This window comes from Halobacillus sp. AWH4_228 (assembly GCF_056158365.1).
On the sequence record NZ_JBSWTE010000001.1, the window covers coordinates 2,976,741 to 2,996,650 of the forward strand.

A 19,910-nucleotide genomic window follows, 5' to 3' on the forward strand; every position below is an offset into this window, starting at 1 on the left:
ATTTACACCTTGTCAAATACAGAATGTTTTATATTATTATAAAGAGGGAATAGAATATTGGAATAGCACATTCTAACTTTCCTATTGCCGCCATGTCTGGCACAATAGAATTAAGAATATACCTAAAGAAGGTGAAATTGGTGAAGGAAAAGATCACAAAGCGAGAAGCCATTTATTATAGTCATAAAATGGCACAACTGTCCAAAGCGCTTTGGAAAGCCATCGAGAAGGACTGGCAGAACTGGATCAAACCTTTTCAGTTGAACATCAATGAGCATCATATTCTATGGATTGCCTACCACCTCAAAGGGGCCAGCATTTCTGAAATATCCAAATATGGTGTGATGCACGTCTCGACTGCCTTCAACTTTTCAAAGAAAATGGAAGAACGCGGACTCCTCCAATTCTCTAAACGTGAGAATGACAAAAGGAATACCTATGTGGAACTGACTCCTGAAGGAAACGACCTTTTGGAATCCACGCTCAATGAGTACGAGCCGGACGACAATTCGGTGCTCAAAGGCGTGATGCCGATGACCGAAATGTTCGGGAAACTTCCTGAGTTCCTTGATCTATCCGCCTTGATTAAAGAGATTTACGGCGATGAATATATGGAGATTCTGGAGCGTTCTCTTGAAAATATTGAAGAAGAGGCTTTAGTCAACGAGCCGACGGATTTGGAAAAGTACAAACAAAAATCGCAGAAGTCACGTTCTTCTTAATGCCCTGGTGCTTATCCCTTATAAACCCGGACTTATATGCTGAAAACCCCTTTCCGATGTTTCATTGGAAAGGGGTTTTTTATGTATAGGACAGAAGCAGTTCTGTCAGGTCTTTATAATACCCTTCTTTATGAAGGGCTTCGAGAGAATCTGTAATGGGAAGCTTCCAACAGACCATCCCCGCGTAATGAAAGAGTAACGAAGAGTGATCCAGCAGCCCCTCCTCCTTCTCTTCCTTATAAAGATCAGAGAGCGTCTGCAGCAAATGCATCGTCTCGTCATATTCCATTTCTGTTAAATCTTTTTCAATCACTAATTTTGTAAAAGGATAGTGGTCAATTTCTTTGATGCTGCTCAATAATTTCAGTTGAAAAGAAAGAGTGTCACAAAGATTCACATTCTTCATACTTTTCCCTCCCCTCTCGCTGTCACCCTTGTCACAGCAGGGTTTCAGACCACTTCGAGATCAAGTAAAATCTTCAGTGGTATTTTTTACGAAAAACCTATTGCTTTTTGTCTCTAAACATACTATTATTCGTCTTGTGCTAATAAAACGATAGAGAAAACGTACTCCTATCATATCGATAATCATAATAAAATCACAGCATTTTTTGTAGTAAGGGGGGATTCTTATGATGAACTGCTGGAAATCAGTGAACATCAATAAAGAATTCGGATTAAACCGTGTTTATATCATGTCTATTCTCACCGGACTATTGTCCTTTTTAATTCTTTACCTGCCGTTTTCCATGATCCATGCGACGCATGATATGAACGATCACGGTTTTATACCGCTGCTGGTCATTCTATTCTTTCTGCCGTCCATTCACAGGCTCATGCATATGCTGCCTTTGATGCTCAGCTATAAACGACTGCGGGTTCACTTTAAATTCAGGAAACGCTGCGTACCGACGTTCTCGTATCAATGCAAGACGAGGCTGTCCAAACCGATGTCCATGACGATGGCACTGGCACCGACTTTTTTGATTACTGTTCCAACACTAGTCATGAGTTACGTCTTCCCGAATTACTTCGCCTATCTGGTGCTGTTTGCCTCTGTGAATATCGGGCTGTCCTTTTCAGATTTTCTTTATGTCAGCCATTTCGCGAAAGCACCGAGGAAATGCATCATTGAAAATGCGAAAGACGGCTACGATATTCTCATTCATCAGCCGAAAGCATAAAATCAAAAACAGCGTTCAGTGGAGCGCTGTTTTTTTATGGCCTGGAACGGGGTTTTCCTGTTCAATCCAGTTAAACTTTGATAGAGTAGTTTCATAGGGAATAAAGGAGGTTCATCAACATGGCATTTGGTTTCAGCTTGTACGCGCTCGTCATTTTATTCGTGTTTAACTCACTCACACATTCCTTATGCTTAAAAACGAAAATGTCGAACGAGAAGCAGACTCGTGTATTCCGAACAATTAATGTGCTGATCACTATTTTACTCATTTCATCCTATGTGGAAGTCTTAAATACACTATAATGACCCAGGCCGCTGATCCCTTCAGTGGCCTGTTTTATATTCGATCGGATAAGGAAAGACTGGGGGTGGAAGCTCCCCCACCCTTTTTCGCTGAACATTATAGTATAGGACAGGGAAAATGTGTTATATTTACTCATAGGCTGTTTATTTAATCTCTACGTCATGAAAAAATTACAAAACGTTTTAGGAGTGTCATGCACATGAAAAAAGTAGCCATTACTGCTGCCTTGGCGGCAGGCGTCTTCACCCTTTCAGCTTGTTCATCAAACGCGGATGAATCGGAAGTCGTCGTTCAAACGAAAGATGGAGAAGTAACGAAGGAAGAATTCTATCAGGAACTGAAAAGCCAGCATGGTGATCAAGTGCTTCAAAGCCTTGTTATGAAAGAAGTTCTTTCCAACAACTATGAAGTGACCGATGAAGCCGTTGAAGAAGAACTGCAGACATTGAAAGACCAGTACGGGGAGCAGTTTGAAACCGTTCTTGAACAGAATGGCTTCTCTGATGAAGAAGCCTTCAAGGAAACCATCCGCATGAGCCTGCTTCAGGAAAAGGCGGCAGCTGAAGATGTCGAAATCACGGAAGAAGAAATGAAGCAGTACTATGAACGCATGAAAACAGAAGTAAAAGCAAGCCATATTCTAGTCGAAGATGAAGAAACCGCTCAAGAAGTGCAGAAAAAGCTTGATGACGGTGGTGACTTCGGAGAGCTTGCCAAAGAATACTCCACAGACGGCTCCTCTGAAAACGGCGGAGATCTCGGTTGGTTTGGTCCAGGACAGATGGTCGCTGAATTCGAAGAGAAAGCCTACGAATTGGAAAAAGACAGCGTCAGTGAACCTGTCGAAACACAGTTCGGCTACCATATCATTAAAGTGACCGACAAGCGCGAAAAAGAAGATATCGAGTCTTATGAAGATACGAAAGATGAAATCCGACGCACACTTGTGAGCCAGAAGGTCGATCAGACACAGCTTCAAGAGAAAATGGATCAGCTTGAAAAAGATGCCGAGATTGATGTGAAGGATGATCAATTCGAAGGTCTTTTTGATGACGCATCTGAAGAAGACGAAGCAGCAGAAGAGGAATCAAGCACGGAAGAAGAGAATACAGAAGAATAATAAAAAGCCGGGTGATCCTTCACCCGGCTTTTAGTTTGAGGTCATTCTCCGTTTTCCCCGCCGCTGCTTTTCCTGCTCGATCCTCTTCAAATACACCTGTCCCTCTTGTTCAATAAACTCCTGCTCCAATGTATGTTCCGCCCTCATAGCCCGGAAAGCCATATAGCCACTGAAAAATATAAAAGCCACACATAGAAATACCCAGATCGGCAAACCGAATAGCATACGCTGTTCCTCCCTGCCCTGTTTACCATAAGCTTATGTATCAGCATGACGGAATATGAACAAGCTCCCCTCCAGCAAAAAAACTGCCCCGCGCTTTTTCCATTCAATGCTCGGAAAAGCCGGGACAGTTTTTTTATGTTATTCACTCTTCTGATCGATTTTCGGAACGTATTTAAAAATTTCCCCGGATTCAACGACATGGATAAATTTCATCAGCCAGCGGTAGTAGTTCTGGGCATATTTTAAACGGTCGATATCCACCTGGATCTTCTCTTTCAACTCTTCATCGGAAGTGCGGTTCTGAAGAGATTCCAGTTCCTGAATCGCCTCGTCCGCCTCTTCAATGTTCGTTTCTGTATGATGTCTCCACCTGCTCCCGAAAAGGGAAGTGAATGACTTATACCAGTCTTCCTCCGACTTGTACAAGTCTTTCCGAACTCCTTTTTTAAAGGAAGGTTCCACCATTTTCATATCAGACAAAGCCCGGACACCTGTGGACATACTCGTCTTACTCATCTCAAGAGCTTCACGCATGTCATCCAGCGTCATCGGCTCCTCGGAGAAGTACAACACTCCATACAGTCGTCCTATCGAAGGAGTCACCCCGTAGAGGCTCATATTCTTAGCAATCACCTGAATGAATTGTTCAATTGTTTCTTCGTATTTCGTCCAGTCTTTATTATTTGTTTCTGGCAATGGAAACCCTCCATTTGCATAATGCTCATGTAATCTTAGAACATTTTATCATTAAAGTCCTGAGATTGCGACCTAAACCTCAATTTATTTTAACTGCTGAATATTTGCGTCTGTAAACACTTGCTGAAGATCACTTCTCCAGGAGAAAAACAGCACCTGGTGACGGGTGGATACGCCCTGTAGAATCGTAGTCATTTTCTGCAGCCGGCTTTCATCGAAATGCACAAACGCATCATCCATAAAAAAGGGAAGCGGCCTTTGGCCGGCCATCGTTTCCCCCAGAGCCAGACGCAGCGATATGTACAACTGGTCGCGCGTCCCCTTCGATAATTCTCCAGGGGCAAAAAGCATTCCTTCTGAATTGAGCACGGTGATCCCCCGTTCAGAATCATCAGCCGCTATGCTTTCATAGCGGCGGTCGGTCAACACCCGGAAATAGTCCTCAGCCGATGCCAGTACAGCAGGAAGGTAGGTGGATTGGTAGGACTGTTTGGTTTCCTTTAAGGCCTGGAGGGCAGTCTGATAGCCGGCCCATTCCTTTGCCAGCTCCTTCAGCTTCTCTTTCTCCGCCTGATAGTGGTGGGTCAGAGCTGAACGCTCATCAGAATTCTCCATCTGATCGAGCCGGCTGTGGATATCCGCAAGATGCTGCCGCGCATCGGACTGCTGCGTTTCCAGCTGCTCAATATCCCGTTTGAACTCTCGGATTTCGGTCAGCAGCCGGCTTTCCTCCGGCACTTGATTCCATACATCCGCATATGTCTGATCTTCTTCAGACAACAACCCTTCGATTTGAAACTGATGCCCGGCGACGTTCTCCTGAAGTTTCCTTACGGTTTCTGCCTCTTCCGCCTTTTTATAGAAGTCTTGTTCGCTCTCGACCCCGCACTCTTCAAAAAGCTGATGGCATTCTTCAAGATAACCTTGCAGCTGATACGTGATTTTTTTAAGACGGTGTTCCAACGCTTCCAACGCTTCTTTTTGTTGATGGACATCCCTTTCCAACTGTTCCTGCTTTTTGACCCAGCCGCTCAATTCGTTCCAGCCTGTACGGACAGTATGATCTATTATTTCCCAATCTAAACGTCTGTGAAACGTTTTCAATTGCTCAATCATTCTGTCCTGTTCCCTTTCCAGTTCCTCTATCCGATTCACTGCCTGAAGGTATTCCACTCGCTTTTCACGAAGTTGAACGACTTTATGAAATAACTTCTCCCAGTGTTTCACATCAAGTCCGGTTAGAAACGGATAAAGGCTTCGCTGCTCTGTCACTTGAGCTTCCAAGCGGCGCCGGCGCTGCGCGGCAAGACTTTCTTTTTCCTGAAGACGGATGTCTTCATGATTCAGCTGCTTCCACTGATCATGAACATGCTTCCATTCCGTTCTTCTTGTTTCATATTTCCTCAGCTCCTCCCGTGCTCTTTCCACTTCTTCTTCTCTGCTATCCGGGATTTGAGGATGGACACTCTGTGGAAGGCGGGAAGCATAGAAACTGAGACCGATGGACAACATCACTCCAAGCAGCAGCCAAACAACACTCCCGCCGCCTATAAAGACCGCTGCCCCGCCTGATAGGACAGTGGCGGCTCCAACAAAAAGAACAGACCTGTTCGGACGTCTCCTGCCGGCTTTTCCACTGTTCCTTGTGGCTCGGTTGGCCGCAGCCGTTTCTGAAGCTTCCTGAACTTTGGATTGAAGAGCAGCCGCTTCGTCTTCACCGATCATCTCTTCTTCCAATTCAGCTTTCTTCGTCTCTACATACTGAAACTCCCGCTCCAGATCCATGCTTTGATCATGAATATAGGCCCTTTCCTGAACCAATGTCTGCTCTTCGTTTTTCAATTCTCTCCACGTTTCTTCTATATAAAAGGGAAATGTGTAATCATCAAGATCGGCAACGGTCAATGGAATATCCAGCGCCTGGACTTCCTTGGACAGCTCTTCCTGCCTGCGCTCTGATTCCTTATGCAGCCGATCTTTCTCATAATCGATCTTTTCTGATTCGGGGCGTTGCTTCAAAAGCATTGCTGCTTCCTCAAGTCGTTGAGGCTGGTAAGCGGATGACAAAGCCTTCAGCTTTTCCTTTCCGGCTTCGACATCCGAAGTGAGGAGCTTCTTTTCTGATTGAAGGGGGAGGATTTTTTCCTTGAGCTGCCTGTATCTTTCCATTCCCCCATCAGGAAAAACAATGAACGCCCGGCGTTGAAGTTCTTCCAGCCCTTGATGATAGTTCACAAGTGCCGGTCTGGCTTTCAATAATTGTTCCGTCCGGTAGAGGGCATTCGTTTTCTCCCTCCAGGCCATTCCAGAGGCTTCGATTTCCTCCATCGCCTGCTGCTTTTCCTCAAGCAGATGAAGGTAGTCCTGCTCCTCTTTTTCGAGTGATCGTTTCTTTTTATAAAGGTCTTCCACTTTATGAAGCTGTTCATTGATTACGGGTTTTCTGCCCTGGGGTTTGAACCGCTCCTCCACTTTCTTTTCCAGCCATCTTTCTGTGCGGCTGATCCGATCCGATCCGGTGAGACCGATATCCAGCAAGGTTTCACCAAGACTTTCAGCAGACAGCGTTTCCAAATGGCGGAGGTCGTCCGCATTGAAACTGAAGATCGCTTCAAAGCTCTCCCGGTCCAGACCATTCAACTGTTCCCTCAGCCATTCTTCTCCATACTCTACTCCAAGAGAGCTGCGGCAGACCGCCTGTCCTTTATGCCGGTCATGAAATCGTTCGACTGTCACGACTTCAGCTTCTGCCGTCTCTACCGTGATGGTACCTCCAAGCCCCCCGCCTTGTTTAGGCTTATATGCTTCCCTCTGCTTAGGCGGCAGACCGAAAAACATGTATAAAAAGAAATGATAAAGGGTGGATTTCCCTGCTTCATTCCTTCCTGTAATGATGTTCGGACGGTCCTCAGCGAAGGATAGGGAGAACCCGCTCCATTTTCCAAAGCCATGAATATATAGGTTATGTATGATCAAAGCCGTCATCCCCGCTTCCTATTAATTGGTTTACTGCCGCTGCTTTTGCTTTCTCCAGCACTTCCGCCTGCTCCTTTTCATTAAGGGAAGGAACGAACCGCGACATCTTCCTGTGACCGTACAATGGAGCGAGCCACGAATCCAAGGCTTCGGCGTCTGCTTCATTCATTTTCTTCAAGAACTCTCCCGTGAAATGAGGACCATGAAGATCTTCTTCAGTCCAGCTTACTCTTTCATCCAGACGCACATCTTCAATCCACACCCAGCCGTCTTCGATAACGTCTTCATTTTCGTTAACGATATCCTTCCATTCATCCATTACCCCCGAGGACCACCAGCGCTTCCACTGACGCCCGCTGCCTTCAATCGTCACAGAGAGCATGACAGAGTCGCCGCTTTCCGCAACGTGATGCTTCGCACTCTCTAATACGCGCTCCAATTCATTCGGGCTTTCCAGGGATGGAACAGGAACGGTAACACTTTCATACACAAAGCTGTGCAGAGGCTGAAACCTGTACTCCCATTCCCCCTCCTGTTCTTCGATGACGTAACACCCTTTCGGCCCCTGTTCTTTCTGAGACCTGCCCTGTGTATTTCCCGGATAGATAATCAGCGGGTCTGCAGATAAAATTTCCCGTTTATGGATATGGCCGAGCGCCCAGTAATCCATCCCCGTACGCTTCAATTCCTCCAATGTGAAGGGAGCATAAACATCGTGATCCGTATTCGATTCCAGACTTCCATGAAGCATAGCAATGTGATACGGAGGGTGTCCCGTCTTTTGAAACTCCTGCGCTTTGTGCTCCTTGACCACCCTTGTCTCGTAAGAAAAGCCATAAATATGCGCCAGAAGCTCCCCCTGCTTATAAAAGGGAAACTCCTGGACACGCTCGCTCTCGAATAGGAATACATTTTCGGGAAAGGAAACCGCGTGCTCCGTTCCTGACGTAAAGTCATGGTTTCCAAAGCTGACGTATACATTGATCCCGTGCTTCTGCAGCTTCTCAAATCCCCGGCGCACATGGACCTGTGCCTTCAGGCTGCGCAGTTCCTCATGATAGACATCCCCGGCAATCAACAGGAAATCCGCCTCTTCTTTTATACATACTTGAATAAGGCGGTCAAAGGCTTCAAAGGTTCCCGCCCGCAGCCGTTCGAGCAGTTCCTCAGGGAGATGGCCTTTCGTCTTAAACAGGCTGTCCATATGCAGATCTGCACTATGGACAAATGTGATTCCATTCCGCATAGCTTCCGCTCCTTCACTCCATCTTTTTCTTTTATTTTACCAAAGCACACCCACGAATGCACGTTCGCTTCCAGGGCTTCTGCGCAAAAAAAGACCGCCCCGGGAAGGGCGGAAACGTTCAGGATGACTTTTCTTTTTTCGATAGTTGGAGGGCTGCTTTAAGATCCTTCAAAGATGATGATTTTCCGTAAAGGAGAACGCCTCCTCTGTAAATTCTTGCCCCTATCCATCCGAGCAGCGCAATCGAACCGATCAGCACGCCTAAGGAAAGGGAGACCTCCCATACGGGGACGTCGAGCATCCCGACTCTCAGGAACATAATCAACGGGGTGAAAAACGGGAAATACGAGCTGATGGTAATGAAAGTCGAATCCGGCGAGGCCAGACCGAACATCGCAATCATAAAGGCAGCCACGATAAGCATGATCATAGGAGCAGTCATCTGCTGGGCATCCTCCAGACGGCTGACGAGAGACCCGAGCGTTGCTGCAAGGGTGGCAAACAATAGGTATCCCAGCAGGAAGAATACGACCGCATAAATGATGGTGGCAGGCTGAATCGTGGTCAGCCCCAGCCCATCAATAAATGAAGCGCTCCCCGACTCTATCGTCTGCTGAATACTGAAATATCCGGCGGTCAGGAAAATGGCAAACTGGGTTAAGCCCACGAGAGCGATACCGATGATTTTAGCGAACATCTGGGAAACCGGAGACACACTGGAAATTAAGATTTCCATCACCCGGCTGGATTTCTCCGTAGCCACTTCCGTAGAAATCATCTGGCCGTACATAATGACAGCAAAGTACATAAAGAACAACATGATATATACGATTCCGCGCGTCTGATTGAGTTCTTCCGCGGATTTCGCCCGTTCCTCCAGGGCTTCCAGTTCAAACGATACCGGAGCTGATATCTGCTGCAGGGTTTCCGGCGCCACGTCTGCTTCTTCGGTCACCTGCTCGATTTTCACCTGCTGCAGGGCCTGACGGACAGGCTCACTTGCTTCTATATTCGCAATCTGATTGGCAAAGTACGTCGCTTCCGGGAGCTGATCTGCCCCTTGCCGGATGTGAACGACAGCCTCATAACTGCCTTCTTCTACTTCCTGCTTTGCCTCTTCCAGCGTCCCTTCATAGGTTTCAGCGGCTGCTGACTCACTGGAAGCGAGACTTCTTTCAAAAGCCGACGCCCAAGCTGCACTTTCGGAAAGAACGGCAATACGGTTTTCATCTTCGTCCCCACTGAACTGTTCAATGATGGATTGAAGGTTGGATACAGCGAAAATAAACACGAGCATAATGAGCGTCGTAATCACAAAAGATTTGGATTTCACTCTATTTTTATATGTATGGCCCATCATAATGAAGAACTTATTCATAGGAAGCCCCTGCCTTTTCAATGAAAATATCATTCAGTGTCGGTTCTTCCAAATCAAAGGTGCGGACAAAGCCTTTTCCATGAAGGGATTCAAAAATACCCGCAGCTGCTTCTTCCGCAGTAATTTGAAGCTCGCATCCTTCTGCAAGCGGCTTATATTTGGTCACACCCTTGAACGACTGTAAATATGAGGTATCAAAATCTGCATGAATGCGGATGTTTTTCTTACCGAACGATCGTTTGATTTCCTTCAACCTGCCGTGAACGACGGGGGATCCATGATGAAGGATACAAAGACTTTCACACAATTCCTCCACATGCTCCATACGGTGAGATGAAAACACAATGGATGTGCCAGCTTCCTTCAATTCCACAACAGCCTCTTTCAACATTTCTACATTGACCGGATCCAGTCCGGAAAACGGCTCATCCAGAATAAGCAGCTCCGGCTTATGCAGAACAGCCGATATGAATTGAATTTTCTGCTGATTCCCTTTGGACAACTCCTCTACTTTTTTCTGCTTATACTCCGGCACTTTAAATCGTTCCAGCCAGTGGTCGATTTCCTCCACTGCCTCCTTTTTGGACATCCCGCGCAGTTTAGCCAGGTACACAAGCTGCTCTTTCACTTTCAACTTCGGGTACAACCCCCGCTCTTCAGGAAGATAACCAATCAAATGGCTCTCCCCATAGCCGATTTTCCCCCGATTCCACGATATCTCTCCTTCTGTCTGATCCAGCAGCCCGAGGATCATACGGAACGTCGTCGTTTTGCCCGCTCCGTTGGCTCCAAGAAAACCGAAAATCTGCTGTTCAGGTATCTCGATGGATAAATGATCCACTGCCGTGAACGAACCGAACGTCTTTGTAACATTCTCCAACCTCAAAGTCATACCGATAACCTCCCCTTTCTGTTTATCTTACGGGCTTGTCCGCCCGGGAGTTTCAATTTTTCCACAAATAAAAATGAAGAAACTTGAAGCTTTTTGCAGGAATTTCGCTTTCTCATGACAAATGTAAATAAATGAACAACTATTCATTCGAGGGGGACATCCATGAAACGCTACTACTTAACCGTATTCGAACAAGACGGGACAAATGTGCTTGATGAGAACTTTGAAGCTGAACATGATGAGGAAGCAAAAAAAATAGGGACAGCCAAACTGACGGAGCATGGATACAGTGAGTTTACCCACCGCTGCGTGTCGCCTGATGGACGGCTGGTTCTTTTCCACCGCTGAAAAGAGCCGCGCTTAACGGCGCGGCTCTTCATTATTTTCCGTGAAATACAGGCTTCCTCTTCTCCATAAAAGCCTGAACACCTTCGAGGTGATCATCTGTGTGCCTCAGCATCCATTGGGTTTCCCTTTCCTCTGTCAAATAGGTCTGGAGCTTTTCCAAGCCATATTTATGATAGATCTCCTTCGTCGCAATCATCGATCGGAGCGGGCGGCGGCTCCAATAATCTGCAAGGTCTCCAGCTTTCTGCTGGACCGATCCTTCAACAACCTGGTCAATCAGCTTGTATTCATAAGCTTCCGCAGCCGACATCCGCTCCCCCTTCCAAGTAAAATGCTTGGCCTGATGGGTACCCAGACGTTCCTGGAGCCAGAAGTGGCCGCCCCCGTCCGGAGCAAGTCCGATGCCGATGAAGTTCATGGACAACTGCGCCCCTGCTTCCGCCATTACATAATCAGCCGATAAAGCAATACTGAGTCCGAGCCCGACGACAGGCCCGTGAACAGCAGCGATCACAACCTTAGGCATCGTATAAAAAGACTTCACGATATATTCAATGTCATCCATCACCTGGTCGTACACGTCACGGTCGGCGGCTTCCTTCATCATTGTAAGATCCCCGCCGGCGCAAAAGCCGTCTCCACTTCCCGACAAAACCACAACCTGAGCCTTTGAATGCTGCACCTGATCGAGAACGTAAGCAAATTCAGCTAACTGCTCCGTCCCGAGCGCATTGTACTTTTCTCCGCGGTCCAACGTAATGTGCACAACATTATCCTTTTCTTCAACCCTAAAGTGGCCCATTCTTCTCCCCCTGGATTCAAAAATGTCTTCTATTCGTTACATTTCGCCGGCGTGTCTCTTTTCTCCTGCAAAGGTCGACAACATTCCATCCATCATGCAGAAAAGACACAAAGACAGACTCCTGCTGAATGAGAAGGGCCGCTGCGTTTCCAGGCATAAAAAAAGAGTCTGCAGAGAACACAAGGTTCTCTGCAGACTCGGACCACCGTAGAAACGGCGGTCAACTGCATTACTGCTGTGGCTCTTCCGGATTACCGTAAAGCTCTTCCAGCGGTTTTGTAATAATACGGCTGATATCGTTGATAACAGTGTTCAAACGCTGTTCTTCTTCCATCAGCTTGGAAATCTGTGGGTGCTGCTGTACAAGTTCTACGACTTTACGAGCCTGCTCCACTTCTTCTTCGGAGATTTCCTCTCCCTGCATCTGTTTTTGTTGAAGCGTCATTTGTGTCTGACGGAAATCATCAAACATTGTTTTCGCTGCTTCGTCATTCATAACCGCTTCATAAGCTTCTTTCAAGCTTGTGAATTCTTCACTGTTGCGGATCGCTTTTTCCAAATCATAAGCGTAATCGTATAGGTTTGCCATAAAATAAGCCCTCCTGTAATTTCGTACTTCTAACATTCCTACCCCACTATAACAGACTCACTGAAGTCTGTATAGGAATAGGGTCTTATCCGATCACCATGACGAGAGCGGCCTGCAGCAGACCGATCAGTCCTCCAAGAAGAGCTCCGAGATATGTGATCATCTTGAATTCCCTTCTTGAAATGCCAAGGACCATCTCCTCCAGACGATCCACCTGGAAAGCCTCTACCTCTTCCTTGACGACTTCCTCCAGTCGAACGGATTGGATCATCCCTTCCACTTTGCCGGAGATGACATCGATGGATTTCCTAATGAGGACCGGAATCCATTGTTTGGTCACCTTCTCCTGAATAGGAGCGGTCCAGTCTGCAATCGAACGCTCCATCCATTGCTCAACAGGAAGAGCCTCCGCCGTCGTCTGCCCGATCAGACGCCCGATTTCATCAGAACCGATTCGTTCTTCCACGGATTCCAGGGGCATGTCGAGCCATTTCTCTTTTTCTGCATGAAGCATCGTTTTCAACCATTCATTCATTTCACTGTCGGACACATATTTCAGGAGAATCGGATACAGACGTTCAGTCAGCCCGTCCGGCCCTAAGAAAGAGGAAATCATATTACCGAGAAACCCTTGATTGTCCAGATAATTATTAATGAGGGCGGAAACTTTCTCTTTTCCCTCTGTACTCCGGAAATAATTCTCGATACTTTTTTGAATGTGCTCAGCGGCCTGGTCAACGCCATGATCCACCTTCGATGTCCATTCCGGAGTCAGCAGCTCTCTGATTTCCTGCTGCCTGTATCCATCCATCAGCATATGGTACCGTTCTTCGATCCAAGAAGCCGTATTCAATCGAATTTCCTCTGAAGCCACATCGATTTGGAAATCCTTCAGCAGGGATTGGACGGATTTATCCTGCTGCATCCATTTCAACGCCTCTTGTTCAGCCAAGGAGGTCATCTGGCTCACCAGAGCAGGTTCAGTCAATTTGCGGCGGATACCCTCGGGTGTAAGAAGATGATTCACGACCATTTTCCCGAGCTGTTGTGCTAATTCATTCTGTCGTTTAGGTATAAGCCCCGGCGTAAATGGAACGCGGAACTTCCCGATATATATCGCACGGTAAGGGCGGAAAAGCATCTTAATCGCGAGAGAGTTCGTTACTCCACCAATCAAGGCACCGATCCCCATCATTAAAAGAATCAGAAGTATTGGATGCATCGTACAACCTCTTTCTATCGTAGTGTACCAAGTATAATGGAAAAATGCGGCGTGTGCCAAACGAGAGGAATGAAAAATATCCACTCTCATGATTCCCCTTCAAACGGGCCACCCTATAAGGAAGGAGGTGACCAGAATGAAGGAGGAAAAAAAGAAGGCACCCGAAGGAAAAGACCAGTTTGAAGTGGATGTTGACCGCATGATTAATGAAGGAATGGCGGGCGGCACCGTAGCGCCGGTATACGGGCGGGAGCAGATCGGGGAAGCCCATGAAATTCCGGTTCAGGAAAATCGGAAAAATGACCTTGCAGAAAAATAATAAAGCTGTCTCTGATGGACCCTCATCCATCAGAGACAGCTTCATTTCAGCGGCTTTTCACAATCATCTGTACAGCTTCATTGATTAAATCTTCAGCGGATTCTCCCTCTTCGTGAGCAACGCGTATACATTCCTCAAGGTTTTTCGCTACAATATAACCAATCGCCCGGTCCATCGCTGAACGTGCCGCAGACAGCTGGGTGATGACATCTTTACAGTCTTTTTCCTCATCCATCATTTTAAGGACACCGCGCACCTGCCCTTCAATGCGTTTCAACCGGTTTTTCGTTTCTTGTCCATAGAAACTCTGTTCTTTTACGTGTTCCACTCCGATTCCTCCTCTCCCTCCGACTTATCATGTATAGGGATCAATTGACTTTGCGGATTTCTACATTGTATTACTATAATAGTAAATATCCTAGTAAAAAGGAAGAGATTCATGTCTGTCATTCATCAACTCCAGCAGATCTACCCCTCTATGAGGGTGATCACCGAAGCAGAAGCCGGCGATTCAGACCAGTGGGACTATTATCTGACGCCGGAAAAAGAACTCATTGCCATCCCTAAGGGCGAAAGGAATAACCAGGAAGCGGAGCTGTTATCCATCTTCCTTACTCCTTTTGAGAAAGATACCATGACCGAGACAGAAAGGGAAACGGCATGGAAGGAACTCACTTCCACCGGCAGCCAGTATGAAGGCATTTCCTGGCCGCAGTCGTACCGCTTCATCCTGTTTACATTTGATGACTCCGGCACTGAAAAAAGCACGATAAAAGAAGCGCTCCAGTCTCTATTTCCGGAACGCGTGCCCCTGCTCTGGCAGTCGGACCAGTCGGGATACATGGTGGAGGAAATCTTCTCGAGCGGGCAGGAGGTCCTGACATTCGAAGGGATTCCGGATGTTCTCATGAGTGACTTCTACACAAATATACGTTTTTTCACAAGCCATTTCAGTTCTGACTTAAAAGAAGCCCCTTCTATTTTGAAATGGTCGCTGAGCGGAGCCGATCTGGCAGATCGATACCACATGCCCGCTGTCGTTTCCTACAAGGATATTATTCCCTATTTCTACATCGACTACCTTCCTGAAGCCTATTGGCATCAGGTGGAGCAGTCGATCTTCCACGAGGTACTGGAAGATAAGGAACTGCTTCAGACCATCAAGGTTTTCCTTGAAACCGGATCCAACACGTCCCTTGCTGCTAAAAAGCTGTATATGCACCGGAACAGCCTGCAGTATCGTGTCGATAAGTTCATCGAAAAAACGGATTTGGATATTAAGGATTTCAAAGGGGCGGTCATCACCTATCTTGCTCTTTTACATCTACAGTTGTAATTCGACAGAGTGCACAAAGCTCACGATGGTGAGTTTGTGCACTTTGTCCATTTACCGTTTTCAGAAACTTCGGTACACTGAAATCAGTTAAGAAAGCGATTTCAAAAACAGGGGGAGTTTCCAATGGCAGAACTTAAACTGAACAATATTGATAAAGTGTATGATAAAAATGTGAAAGCCGTCGACGATTTCAACCTTCATATCAATGACAAGGAATTCATTGTTTTTGTAGGTCCGTCCGGTTGTGGTAAATCGACAACACTCCGTATGATTGCAGGGCTTGAAGAGATCACCGGCGGAGACTTCATGATTGATGACAAGCGCATGAACGATGTAGCACCAAAAGACCGTGACATTGCCATGGTATTCCAGAACTATGCCTTGTATCCGCACATGAACGTGTATGACAACATGGCCTTCGGTTTGAAACTCCGCAAGATGGATAAGTCGGAAATTGAACGCCGCGTCAAGAACGCCGCTCAGATCCTTGGATTGGAGGCTTTACTGGACCGTAAACCAAAAGCGCTGTCAGGTGGACAGAGACAGCGTGTAGCCCTCGGGCGTGCCATCGTCCGTGACGCAAAAGTCTTCCTGATGGATGAGCCTTTATCCAACCTGGATGCCAAGCTTCGTGTCCAGATGCGCGCTGAAATCCAGAAACTGCACCAGCGTCTGCAGACAACGACCGTCTACGTTACCCACGACCAGACCGAAGCGATGACGATGGCCACCCGTCTTGTCGTTATGAAAGATGGAATCATCCAGCAGGTGGGTGAGCCGAAGGATGTCTATGATAAGCCTGAGAATGTGTTTGTCGGCGGCTTCATCGGGTCCCCGGCTATGAACTTCCTCCATGGCACACTGGCTGATGGTCACATTGAACTCGGAGAAATCAAAATTGCCGTACCGGAAGGAAAAATGAAGCCGCTCAGAGAACAGAGCTACATCGGAAAGGAAATTATCCTCGGTGTGCGTCCGGAAGATATGCACGATGAGCCGCTCTTTATCGATGCCAACCAGGACAAGAAAATTACGGCCGACATTGAAGTAGCTGAGCTGATGGGCTCCGAATCCTACCTGTATTCCAAATTGAATGACCAGGAATTCATCGCCCGTGTCGATTCCCGTTCCGATATCAACGGTGGAGACCAAATTACCTTGGCGATTGATATGAACAAAGTCCACTTCTTTGATAAGGATACAGAAAGCCGTATCCGCTGATCATAACAAAGCAGCCCTATCCAGGGCTGCTTGTTTTTTTAGGGGAACTGCATGTTTCTGAATGCCTCCAAAAACGGTAAAACCCGGGCAGTGTCTGGAATAAATCACCGCCCGGGCTGTATCGTATCTGAAACAGCCTATGTTGTCTGAATATCCTGCAGACCACAGGCTTCACACACAAAAAGGTGAACACATTCGTCCTGAATGGAGGAATCGATCTCACCATCAACAAGGTCGGTATAGGTAAGATCCAGATAAGGGCTGTATTCATCAAGAAAATCAGTCACCCTTCCCCGATCCTTCATCCTACCCTCACACCTCGGGCAGGCGCGCTGCGTTTCTCCCCACCCGTTACAAAGTCCGCATTCGTACATAATTGGTCCACTTCTTTCACAAAAATAAAGAGGAAGGGCGCACCCTTCCTCCTTCGTCACACGTATTTATTTTTGGTATCCACCGAACTGCTGTTCAGCCATTTGTACAAGACGCTTAGTGATTTCTCCACCTACAGAACCGTTAGCACGTGCTGTAGAATCTGGACCAAGCTGTACGCCGAACTCTTGAGCGATTTCGTATTTCATTTGGTCTAGAGCTTGTTGTACACCAGGTACAACCAACTCGTTTGAACTGTTGTTGTTAGCCATGTGTCTCACCTCCTGTCCTGTGTAATCGTAGTATGGGTCGGAGGTTTTGTTTTTATGTCAAAAAAGACAGTGGTAATTACTGGAGAAAAACAATAGACACATGGCTGGATTCCTTTTACTTGGCGTTTGGTTTTGTCATGGCTTTTGGATCTACGTAATCCTCGAACTGCTCTTCGGTCAAAATACCGAGCTCCACAGCTGTTTCTTTCAACGTCTGGTCTTTTTCAAATGCTGTTTTTGCTATTTTCGCGGCATTCTCATAACCGATATGAGGATTCAAGGCCGTGACCAGCATCAGGGAGTCACGCAGATACTTTTCAATCTGTTCATGATTCGGCTCAAGGCCGCTGACACAACGCTCATCAAAGGAGACCATACTGTCAGCGAGAAGCTGGGCGGACTGAAGGAAATTATGAGCAATCACCGGTTTGAATACATTCAATTCAAAGTTCCCCTGACTGGCAGCAAAACCGATGGCCGCATCATTTCCCATTACTTGAACCGCAACCATTGTAACCGCCTCACTTTGAGTCGGGTTCACTTTCCCAGGCATGATGGAACTTCCAGGTTCATTGGCCGGAATTGTTATTTCTCCAATGCCGCAGCGCGGACCGCTCGCAAGCCAGCGGACATCATTGGCGATTTTCATCATATCCGCAGCCAGAGCTTTCAAAGCTCCGTGCGTATGTACAAGTTCATCGTGGGATGTGAGGGCATGGAATTTATTCGGTGCAGAAACAAACCCTTTGCCGGTCAACGCATTGATTTCAGCAACGACCTGTTCTGAAAAATCTTCATGCGCATTCAGGCCTGTCCCGACAGCCGTGCCGCCGATAGCAAGTTCTTTCACATATTCACTGCTCTCGATCAGCATCTTCTCCGTCTTTTCCAGCATGCGGTGCCAGCCGCTGATTTCCTGCCCAAGCGTGAGGGGTGTCGCATCCTGGAGATGAGTTCGGCCGATTTTCACAATATGATTAAACGCTTCCATTTTTTCTTGTAACGTGTGCTTCAACTGGGTGAGGGCAGGAAGGACAACATCCTCCACTTTACGGACGGAAGCGATATGCATCGCTGTAGGATACGTATCATTTGAGCTTTGTGATTTGTTGACATCGTCATTCGGGTGAAGACGCGTCTCACTCCCCTTCTCTTCCAGCCACTGATTGCCCACGTAGGCGATAACTTCGTTCACATTCATATTCGACTGCGTGCCGCTGCCGGTCTGCCAGACCACTAACGGAAAATGTTCATCCAGCTCACCTGCAATGATTTGGTCCGCAGCATAGCCTACCGCTTCCGCCTTTTCCTCTTCTAAAAGTCCAAGAGCAGCATTGGCTTTCGCTGCGCTCTTCTTCAAGATGGCAAAGCCTTCGATGACTTCCTTCGGCATTTTTTCATCACCGATCGGGAAATTCTCTTTACTTCGCTGCGTTTGTGCCCCCCAATATTTTTCACTTGGCACATGTATTTCACCAATCGTATCTTTCTCCACGCGGTAATCCATGAAAAATCCTCCCTTTTCAGTTCTTTCTATGCTTTTTCATTGTATCAAGAATCTTTTGAACAATCACCTGAATGACGGGTGTTTTTGACAATTTTCCGCGTTTTCATTTCAGATTATTTACATTTTTCAGATAATCGTCTATACTTATGCTGTCAAGCACCGGTTAACCAAACCACGCTTGACTTCTCAAGTGGGTATAAAGTGGTGAAAAGAGCCTTGGAACGGCTCTTTTTTTTGCTTTAAAACAGGAGGTAACGACCATGCCGAACATTTGGACTCACATTCTATTTATTGATGAACTTTGCGAAAGGATTCTCTGCCACCCCCTGATCCATGCAGCACCGAACAGTCTGCATATGGGCGCCCAGGGACCGGATCCTTTCTTTTATCATAACTTCCCGCCCTTTTGTTCGTCCAAAAAAGGGACCGCTCTGGGCACCCTTCTGCACACATCTCGATGCGGCCCTTTTCTCATGGATATGATCGAGGCGGGAGCAAAGGAAAAAGCTCCAATGCAGGCCTATATGACAGGTTTTATCAGCCATCACATGCTTGACCGGACGACCCATCCCTTCATCCATTTCCATGCCGGTTATGAGGGAGCGAAGCATCAGGAATTGGAAGTGATCATCGACACTCTCTTGATGAAGCGTTTCCGAAAGAAAGATCCATGGAAAACAGCCGTTCACAAACACATCCGTTTATCTTCAACCTTGGAGGAACAACTGACCAGCTTCATGCACCCCCTCCTTGCCAGACAATTCCCGGCCGAAGCCTCTCACTATCCACGATCCCTGATCAGGCAGTCCTACCGCCATATGACGGCTGCGCAGAAACTGCTGCGAGACAGGTGGCAGTGGAAAAACAAATGGCTGTCGTCTTTTGTCTCCTCCTATTCTCACAGTCCCATTATTGACGACATCGATTATATGAATGAAAACCGCCGCCCATGGCAGCATTCCGCTACATCCGCTGTCCATACAGAGTCGTTTATTGATCTTTACGAAGCAGCGCTGAGCGAAGCTGTTACGGTTCTTTCATTGGTTTTCCACTACTGGGAACACCAGCAGACAGAGACTTTCAAACAGCTGAAGAAAAAGATAGGGGACATTTCCTATGACACAGGAAGACCTTTGTCCGAGAACCGCGCCAACCAATACAGCCGCCCCCTCCTTTAGGG

General features: G+C 47.0%; 23 protein-coding genes. 9 read left to right on the top strand and 14 right to left on the bottom strand.

Going from position 1 to position 19,910, the window contains the following annotated elements; translation table 11 throughout:
- Positions 1-188: 188 nt before the first annotated feature.
- Positions 189-722, top strand: coding sequence for an HTH-type transcriptional regulator Hpr (locus ACXADP_RS15435; protein ID WP_474970361.1), 534 nt, complete (start codon positions 189-191; stop codon positions 720-722).
- A 79-nt stretch (positions 723-801) separates the two neighbouring features.
- On the opposite strand, the gene ACXADP_RS15440 is transcribed toward ACXADP_RS15435, so the two are convergent.
- On the bottom strand, positions 802-1,128 hold the full coding sequence (locus ACXADP_RS15440) for a DUF1878 family protein (protein WP_035532700.1): 327 nt from the start codon (positions 1,126-1,128) through the stop codon (positions 802-804).
- Between the two features lie 226 nt (positions 1,129-1,354).
- Between ACXADP_RS15440 and ACXADP_RS15445 the strand changes: the two genes are divergently transcribed.
- From ACXADP_RS15445 to ACXADP_RS15455, 3 genes are all read left to right on the top strand, one after another.
- Positions 1,355-1,906 (top strand): DUF3267 domain-containing protein, encoded by a 552-nt coding sequence (locus tag ACXADP_RS15445; protein WP_474967794.1) that lies wholly within the window; start codon positions 1,355-1,357, stop codon positions 1,904-1,906.
- Positions 1,907-2,025: 119 nt separating this feature from the next.
- On the top strand, positions 2,026-2,208 hold the full coding sequence (locus tag ACXADP_RS15450) for a hypothetical protein (RefSeq protein ID WP_027956542.1): 183 nt from the start codon (positions 2,026-2,028) through the stop codon (positions 2,206-2,208).
- A 200-nt stretch (positions 2,209-2,408) separates the two neighbouring features.
- Positions 2,409-3,329 (top strand): peptidylprolyl isomerase, encoded by a 921-nt coding sequence (locus tag ACXADP_RS15455; protein WP_474967793.1) that lies wholly within the window; start codon positions 2,409-2,411, stop codon positions 3,327-3,329.
- Positions 3,330-3,359: 30 nt separating this feature from the next.
- Here ACXADP_RS15455 and ACXADP_RS15460 read toward each other — a convergent pair whose 3' ends face one another.
- From ACXADP_RS15460 to ACXADP_RS15485, 6 genes are all read right to left on the bottom strand, one after another.
- Positions 3,360-3,554, bottom strand: coding sequence for a sporulation YhaL family protein (locus ACXADP_RS15460; protein WP_474967792.1), 195 nt, complete (start codon positions 3,552-3,554; stop codon positions 3,360-3,362).
- A 138-nt stretch (positions 3,555-3,692) separates the two neighbouring features.
- Positions 3,693-4,250, bottom strand: coding sequence for a GbsR/MarR family transcriptional regulator (locus ACXADP_RS15465; protein WP_027956545.1), 558 nt, complete (start codon positions 4,248-4,250; stop codon positions 3,693-3,695).
- Between the two features lie 84 nt (positions 4,251-4,334).
- Positions 4,335-7,235: an AAA family ATPase gene (locus ACXADP_RS15470; protein ID WP_474971873.1), complete on the bottom strand. Its 2,901-nt coding sequence runs from the start codon at positions 7,233-7,235 to the stop codon at positions 4,335-4,337.
- Complete coding sequence (locus ACXADP_RS15475) at positions 7,213-8,472, bottom strand: metallophosphoesterase family protein (protein ID WP_474971874.1); 1,260 nt, start codon at positions 8,470-8,472, stop codon at positions 7,213-7,215. Before ACXADP_RS15475 ends, ACXADP_RS15470 begins: the two co-directional genes overlap by 23 nt.
- Positions 8,473-8,590: 118 nt before the next feature.
- Positions 8,591-9,850 (bottom strand): ABC transporter permease, encoded by a 1,260-nt coding sequence (locus ACXADP_RS15480; protein ID WP_474971875.1) that lies wholly within the window; start codon positions 9,848-9,850, stop codon positions 8,591-8,593.
- Positions 9,843-10,742 (bottom strand): ABC transporter ATP-binding protein, encoded by a 900-nt coding sequence (locus ACXADP_RS15485; RefSeq protein WP_474967788.1) that lies wholly within the window; start codon positions 10,740-10,742, stop codon positions 9,843-9,845. The genes ACXADP_RS15480 and ACXADP_RS15485 overlap by 8 nt, the downstream gene beginning before the upstream one ends.
- Before the next feature lie 162 nt (positions 10,743-10,904).
- Between ACXADP_RS15485 and ACXADP_RS15490 the strand changes: the two genes are divergently transcribed.
- The gene (locus ACXADP_RS15490) at positions 10,905-11,090 is read left to right on the top strand and encodes a YhzD family protein (RefSeq protein WP_474967787.1); all 186 of its coding nucleotides are present in this window, start codon (positions 10,905-10,907) and stop codon (positions 11,088-11,090) included.
- Positions 11,091-11,121: 31 nt separating this feature from the next.
- Here ACXADP_RS15490 and ACXADP_RS15495 read toward each other — a convergent pair whose 3' ends face one another.
- The 3 genes from ACXADP_RS15495 to ACXADP_RS15505 form a co-directional block, all read right to left on the bottom strand.
- Complete coding sequence (locus tag ACXADP_RS15495) at positions 11,122-11,892, bottom strand: enoyl-CoA hydratase (RefSeq protein ID WP_474967786.1); 771 nt, start codon at positions 11,890-11,892, stop codon at positions 11,122-11,124.
- 229 nt (positions 11,893-12,121) lie between these two features.
- Positions 12,122-12,481 (bottom strand): YlbF/YmcA family competence regulator, encoded by a 360-nt coding sequence (locus ACXADP_RS15500; protein ID WP_160834837.1) that lies wholly within the window; start codon positions 12,479-12,481, stop codon positions 12,122-12,124.
- A gap of 85 nt (positions 12,482-12,566) precedes the next feature.
- Positions 12,567-13,703 carry a DUF445 family protein gene (locus ACXADP_RS15505; RefSeq protein ID WP_474971876.1) on the bottom strand — a complete coding sequence of 379 codons (1,137 nt, stop codon included), beginning with the start codon at positions 13,701-13,703 and terminating at the stop codon, positions 12,567-12,569.
- Between the two features lie 136 nt (positions 13,704-13,839).
- Here ACXADP_RS15505 and ACXADP_RS15510 point away from each other — a divergent pair, with 136 nt between their 5' ends.
- The gene (locus ACXADP_RS15510) at positions 13,840-14,022 is read left to right on the top strand and encodes a hypothetical protein (RefSeq protein ID WP_474967784.1); all 183 of its coding nucleotides are present in this window, start codon (positions 13,840-13,842) and stop codon (positions 14,020-14,022) included.
- A 46-nt stretch (positions 14,023-14,068) separates the two neighbouring features.
- Here ACXADP_RS15510 and ACXADP_RS15515 read toward each other — a convergent pair whose 3' ends face one another.
- Positions 14,069-14,350, bottom strand: coding sequence for a metal-sensitive transcriptional regulator (locus ACXADP_RS15515; protein ID WP_027956555.1), 282 nt, complete (start codon positions 14,348-14,350; stop codon positions 14,069-14,071).
- A gap of 111 nt (positions 14,351-14,461) precedes the next feature.
- Between ACXADP_RS15515 and ACXADP_RS15520 the strand changes: the two genes are divergently transcribed.
- Positions 14,462-15,358 (top strand): PucR family transcriptional regulator, encoded by an 897-nt coding sequence (locus tag ACXADP_RS15520; protein WP_474971877.1) that lies wholly within the window; start codon positions 14,462-14,464, stop codon positions 15,356-15,358.
- A gap of 123 nt (positions 15,359-15,481) precedes the next feature.
- Positions 15,482-16,579, top strand: coding sequence for an ABC transporter ATP-binding protein (locus ACXADP_RS15525; protein ID WP_474967782.1), 1,098 nt, complete (start codon positions 15,482-15,484; stop codon positions 16,577-16,579).
- Positions 16,580-16,716: 137 nt separating this feature from the next.
- Here the strand turns inward: ACXADP_RS15525 and ACXADP_RS15530 are convergent, their stop codons facing one another.
- The 3 genes from ACXADP_RS15530 to fumC all read right to left on the bottom strand — a co-directional run bounded on the left by ACXADP_RS15530 (position 16,717) and on the right by fumC (position 18,730).
- Positions 16,717-16,884: a hypothetical protein gene (locus tag ACXADP_RS15530; RefSeq protein WP_474967781.1), complete on the bottom strand. Its 168-nt coding sequence runs from the start codon at positions 16,882-16,884 to the stop codon at positions 16,717-16,719.
- A gap of 135 nt (positions 16,885-17,019) precedes the next feature.
- A complete protein-coding gene (locus tag ACXADP_RS15535; RefSeq protein WP_027956559.1) occupies positions 17,020-17,223 on the bottom strand; it encodes an alpha/beta-type small acid-soluble spore protein in 204 nt (67 codons plus the stop codon).
- A gap of 115 nt (positions 17,224-17,338) precedes the next feature.
- Positions 17,339-18,730 (bottom strand): class II fumarate hydratase, encoded by a 1,392-nt coding sequence (gene fumC, locus ACXADP_RS15540; protein WP_474967780.1) that lies wholly within the window; start codon positions 18,728-18,730, stop codon positions 17,339-17,341.
- A gap of 260 nt (positions 18,731-18,990) precedes the next feature.
- Between fumC and ACXADP_RS15545 the strand changes: the two genes are divergently transcribed.
- Positions 18,991-19,908, top strand: a complete 918-nt coding sequence (locus ACXADP_RS15545) for a zinc dependent phospholipase C family protein (RefSeq protein ID WP_474967779.1) — start codon at positions 18,991-18,993, stop codon at positions 19,906-19,908.
- The last annotated feature ends 2 nt before the right edge of the window (positions 19,909-19,910 follow it).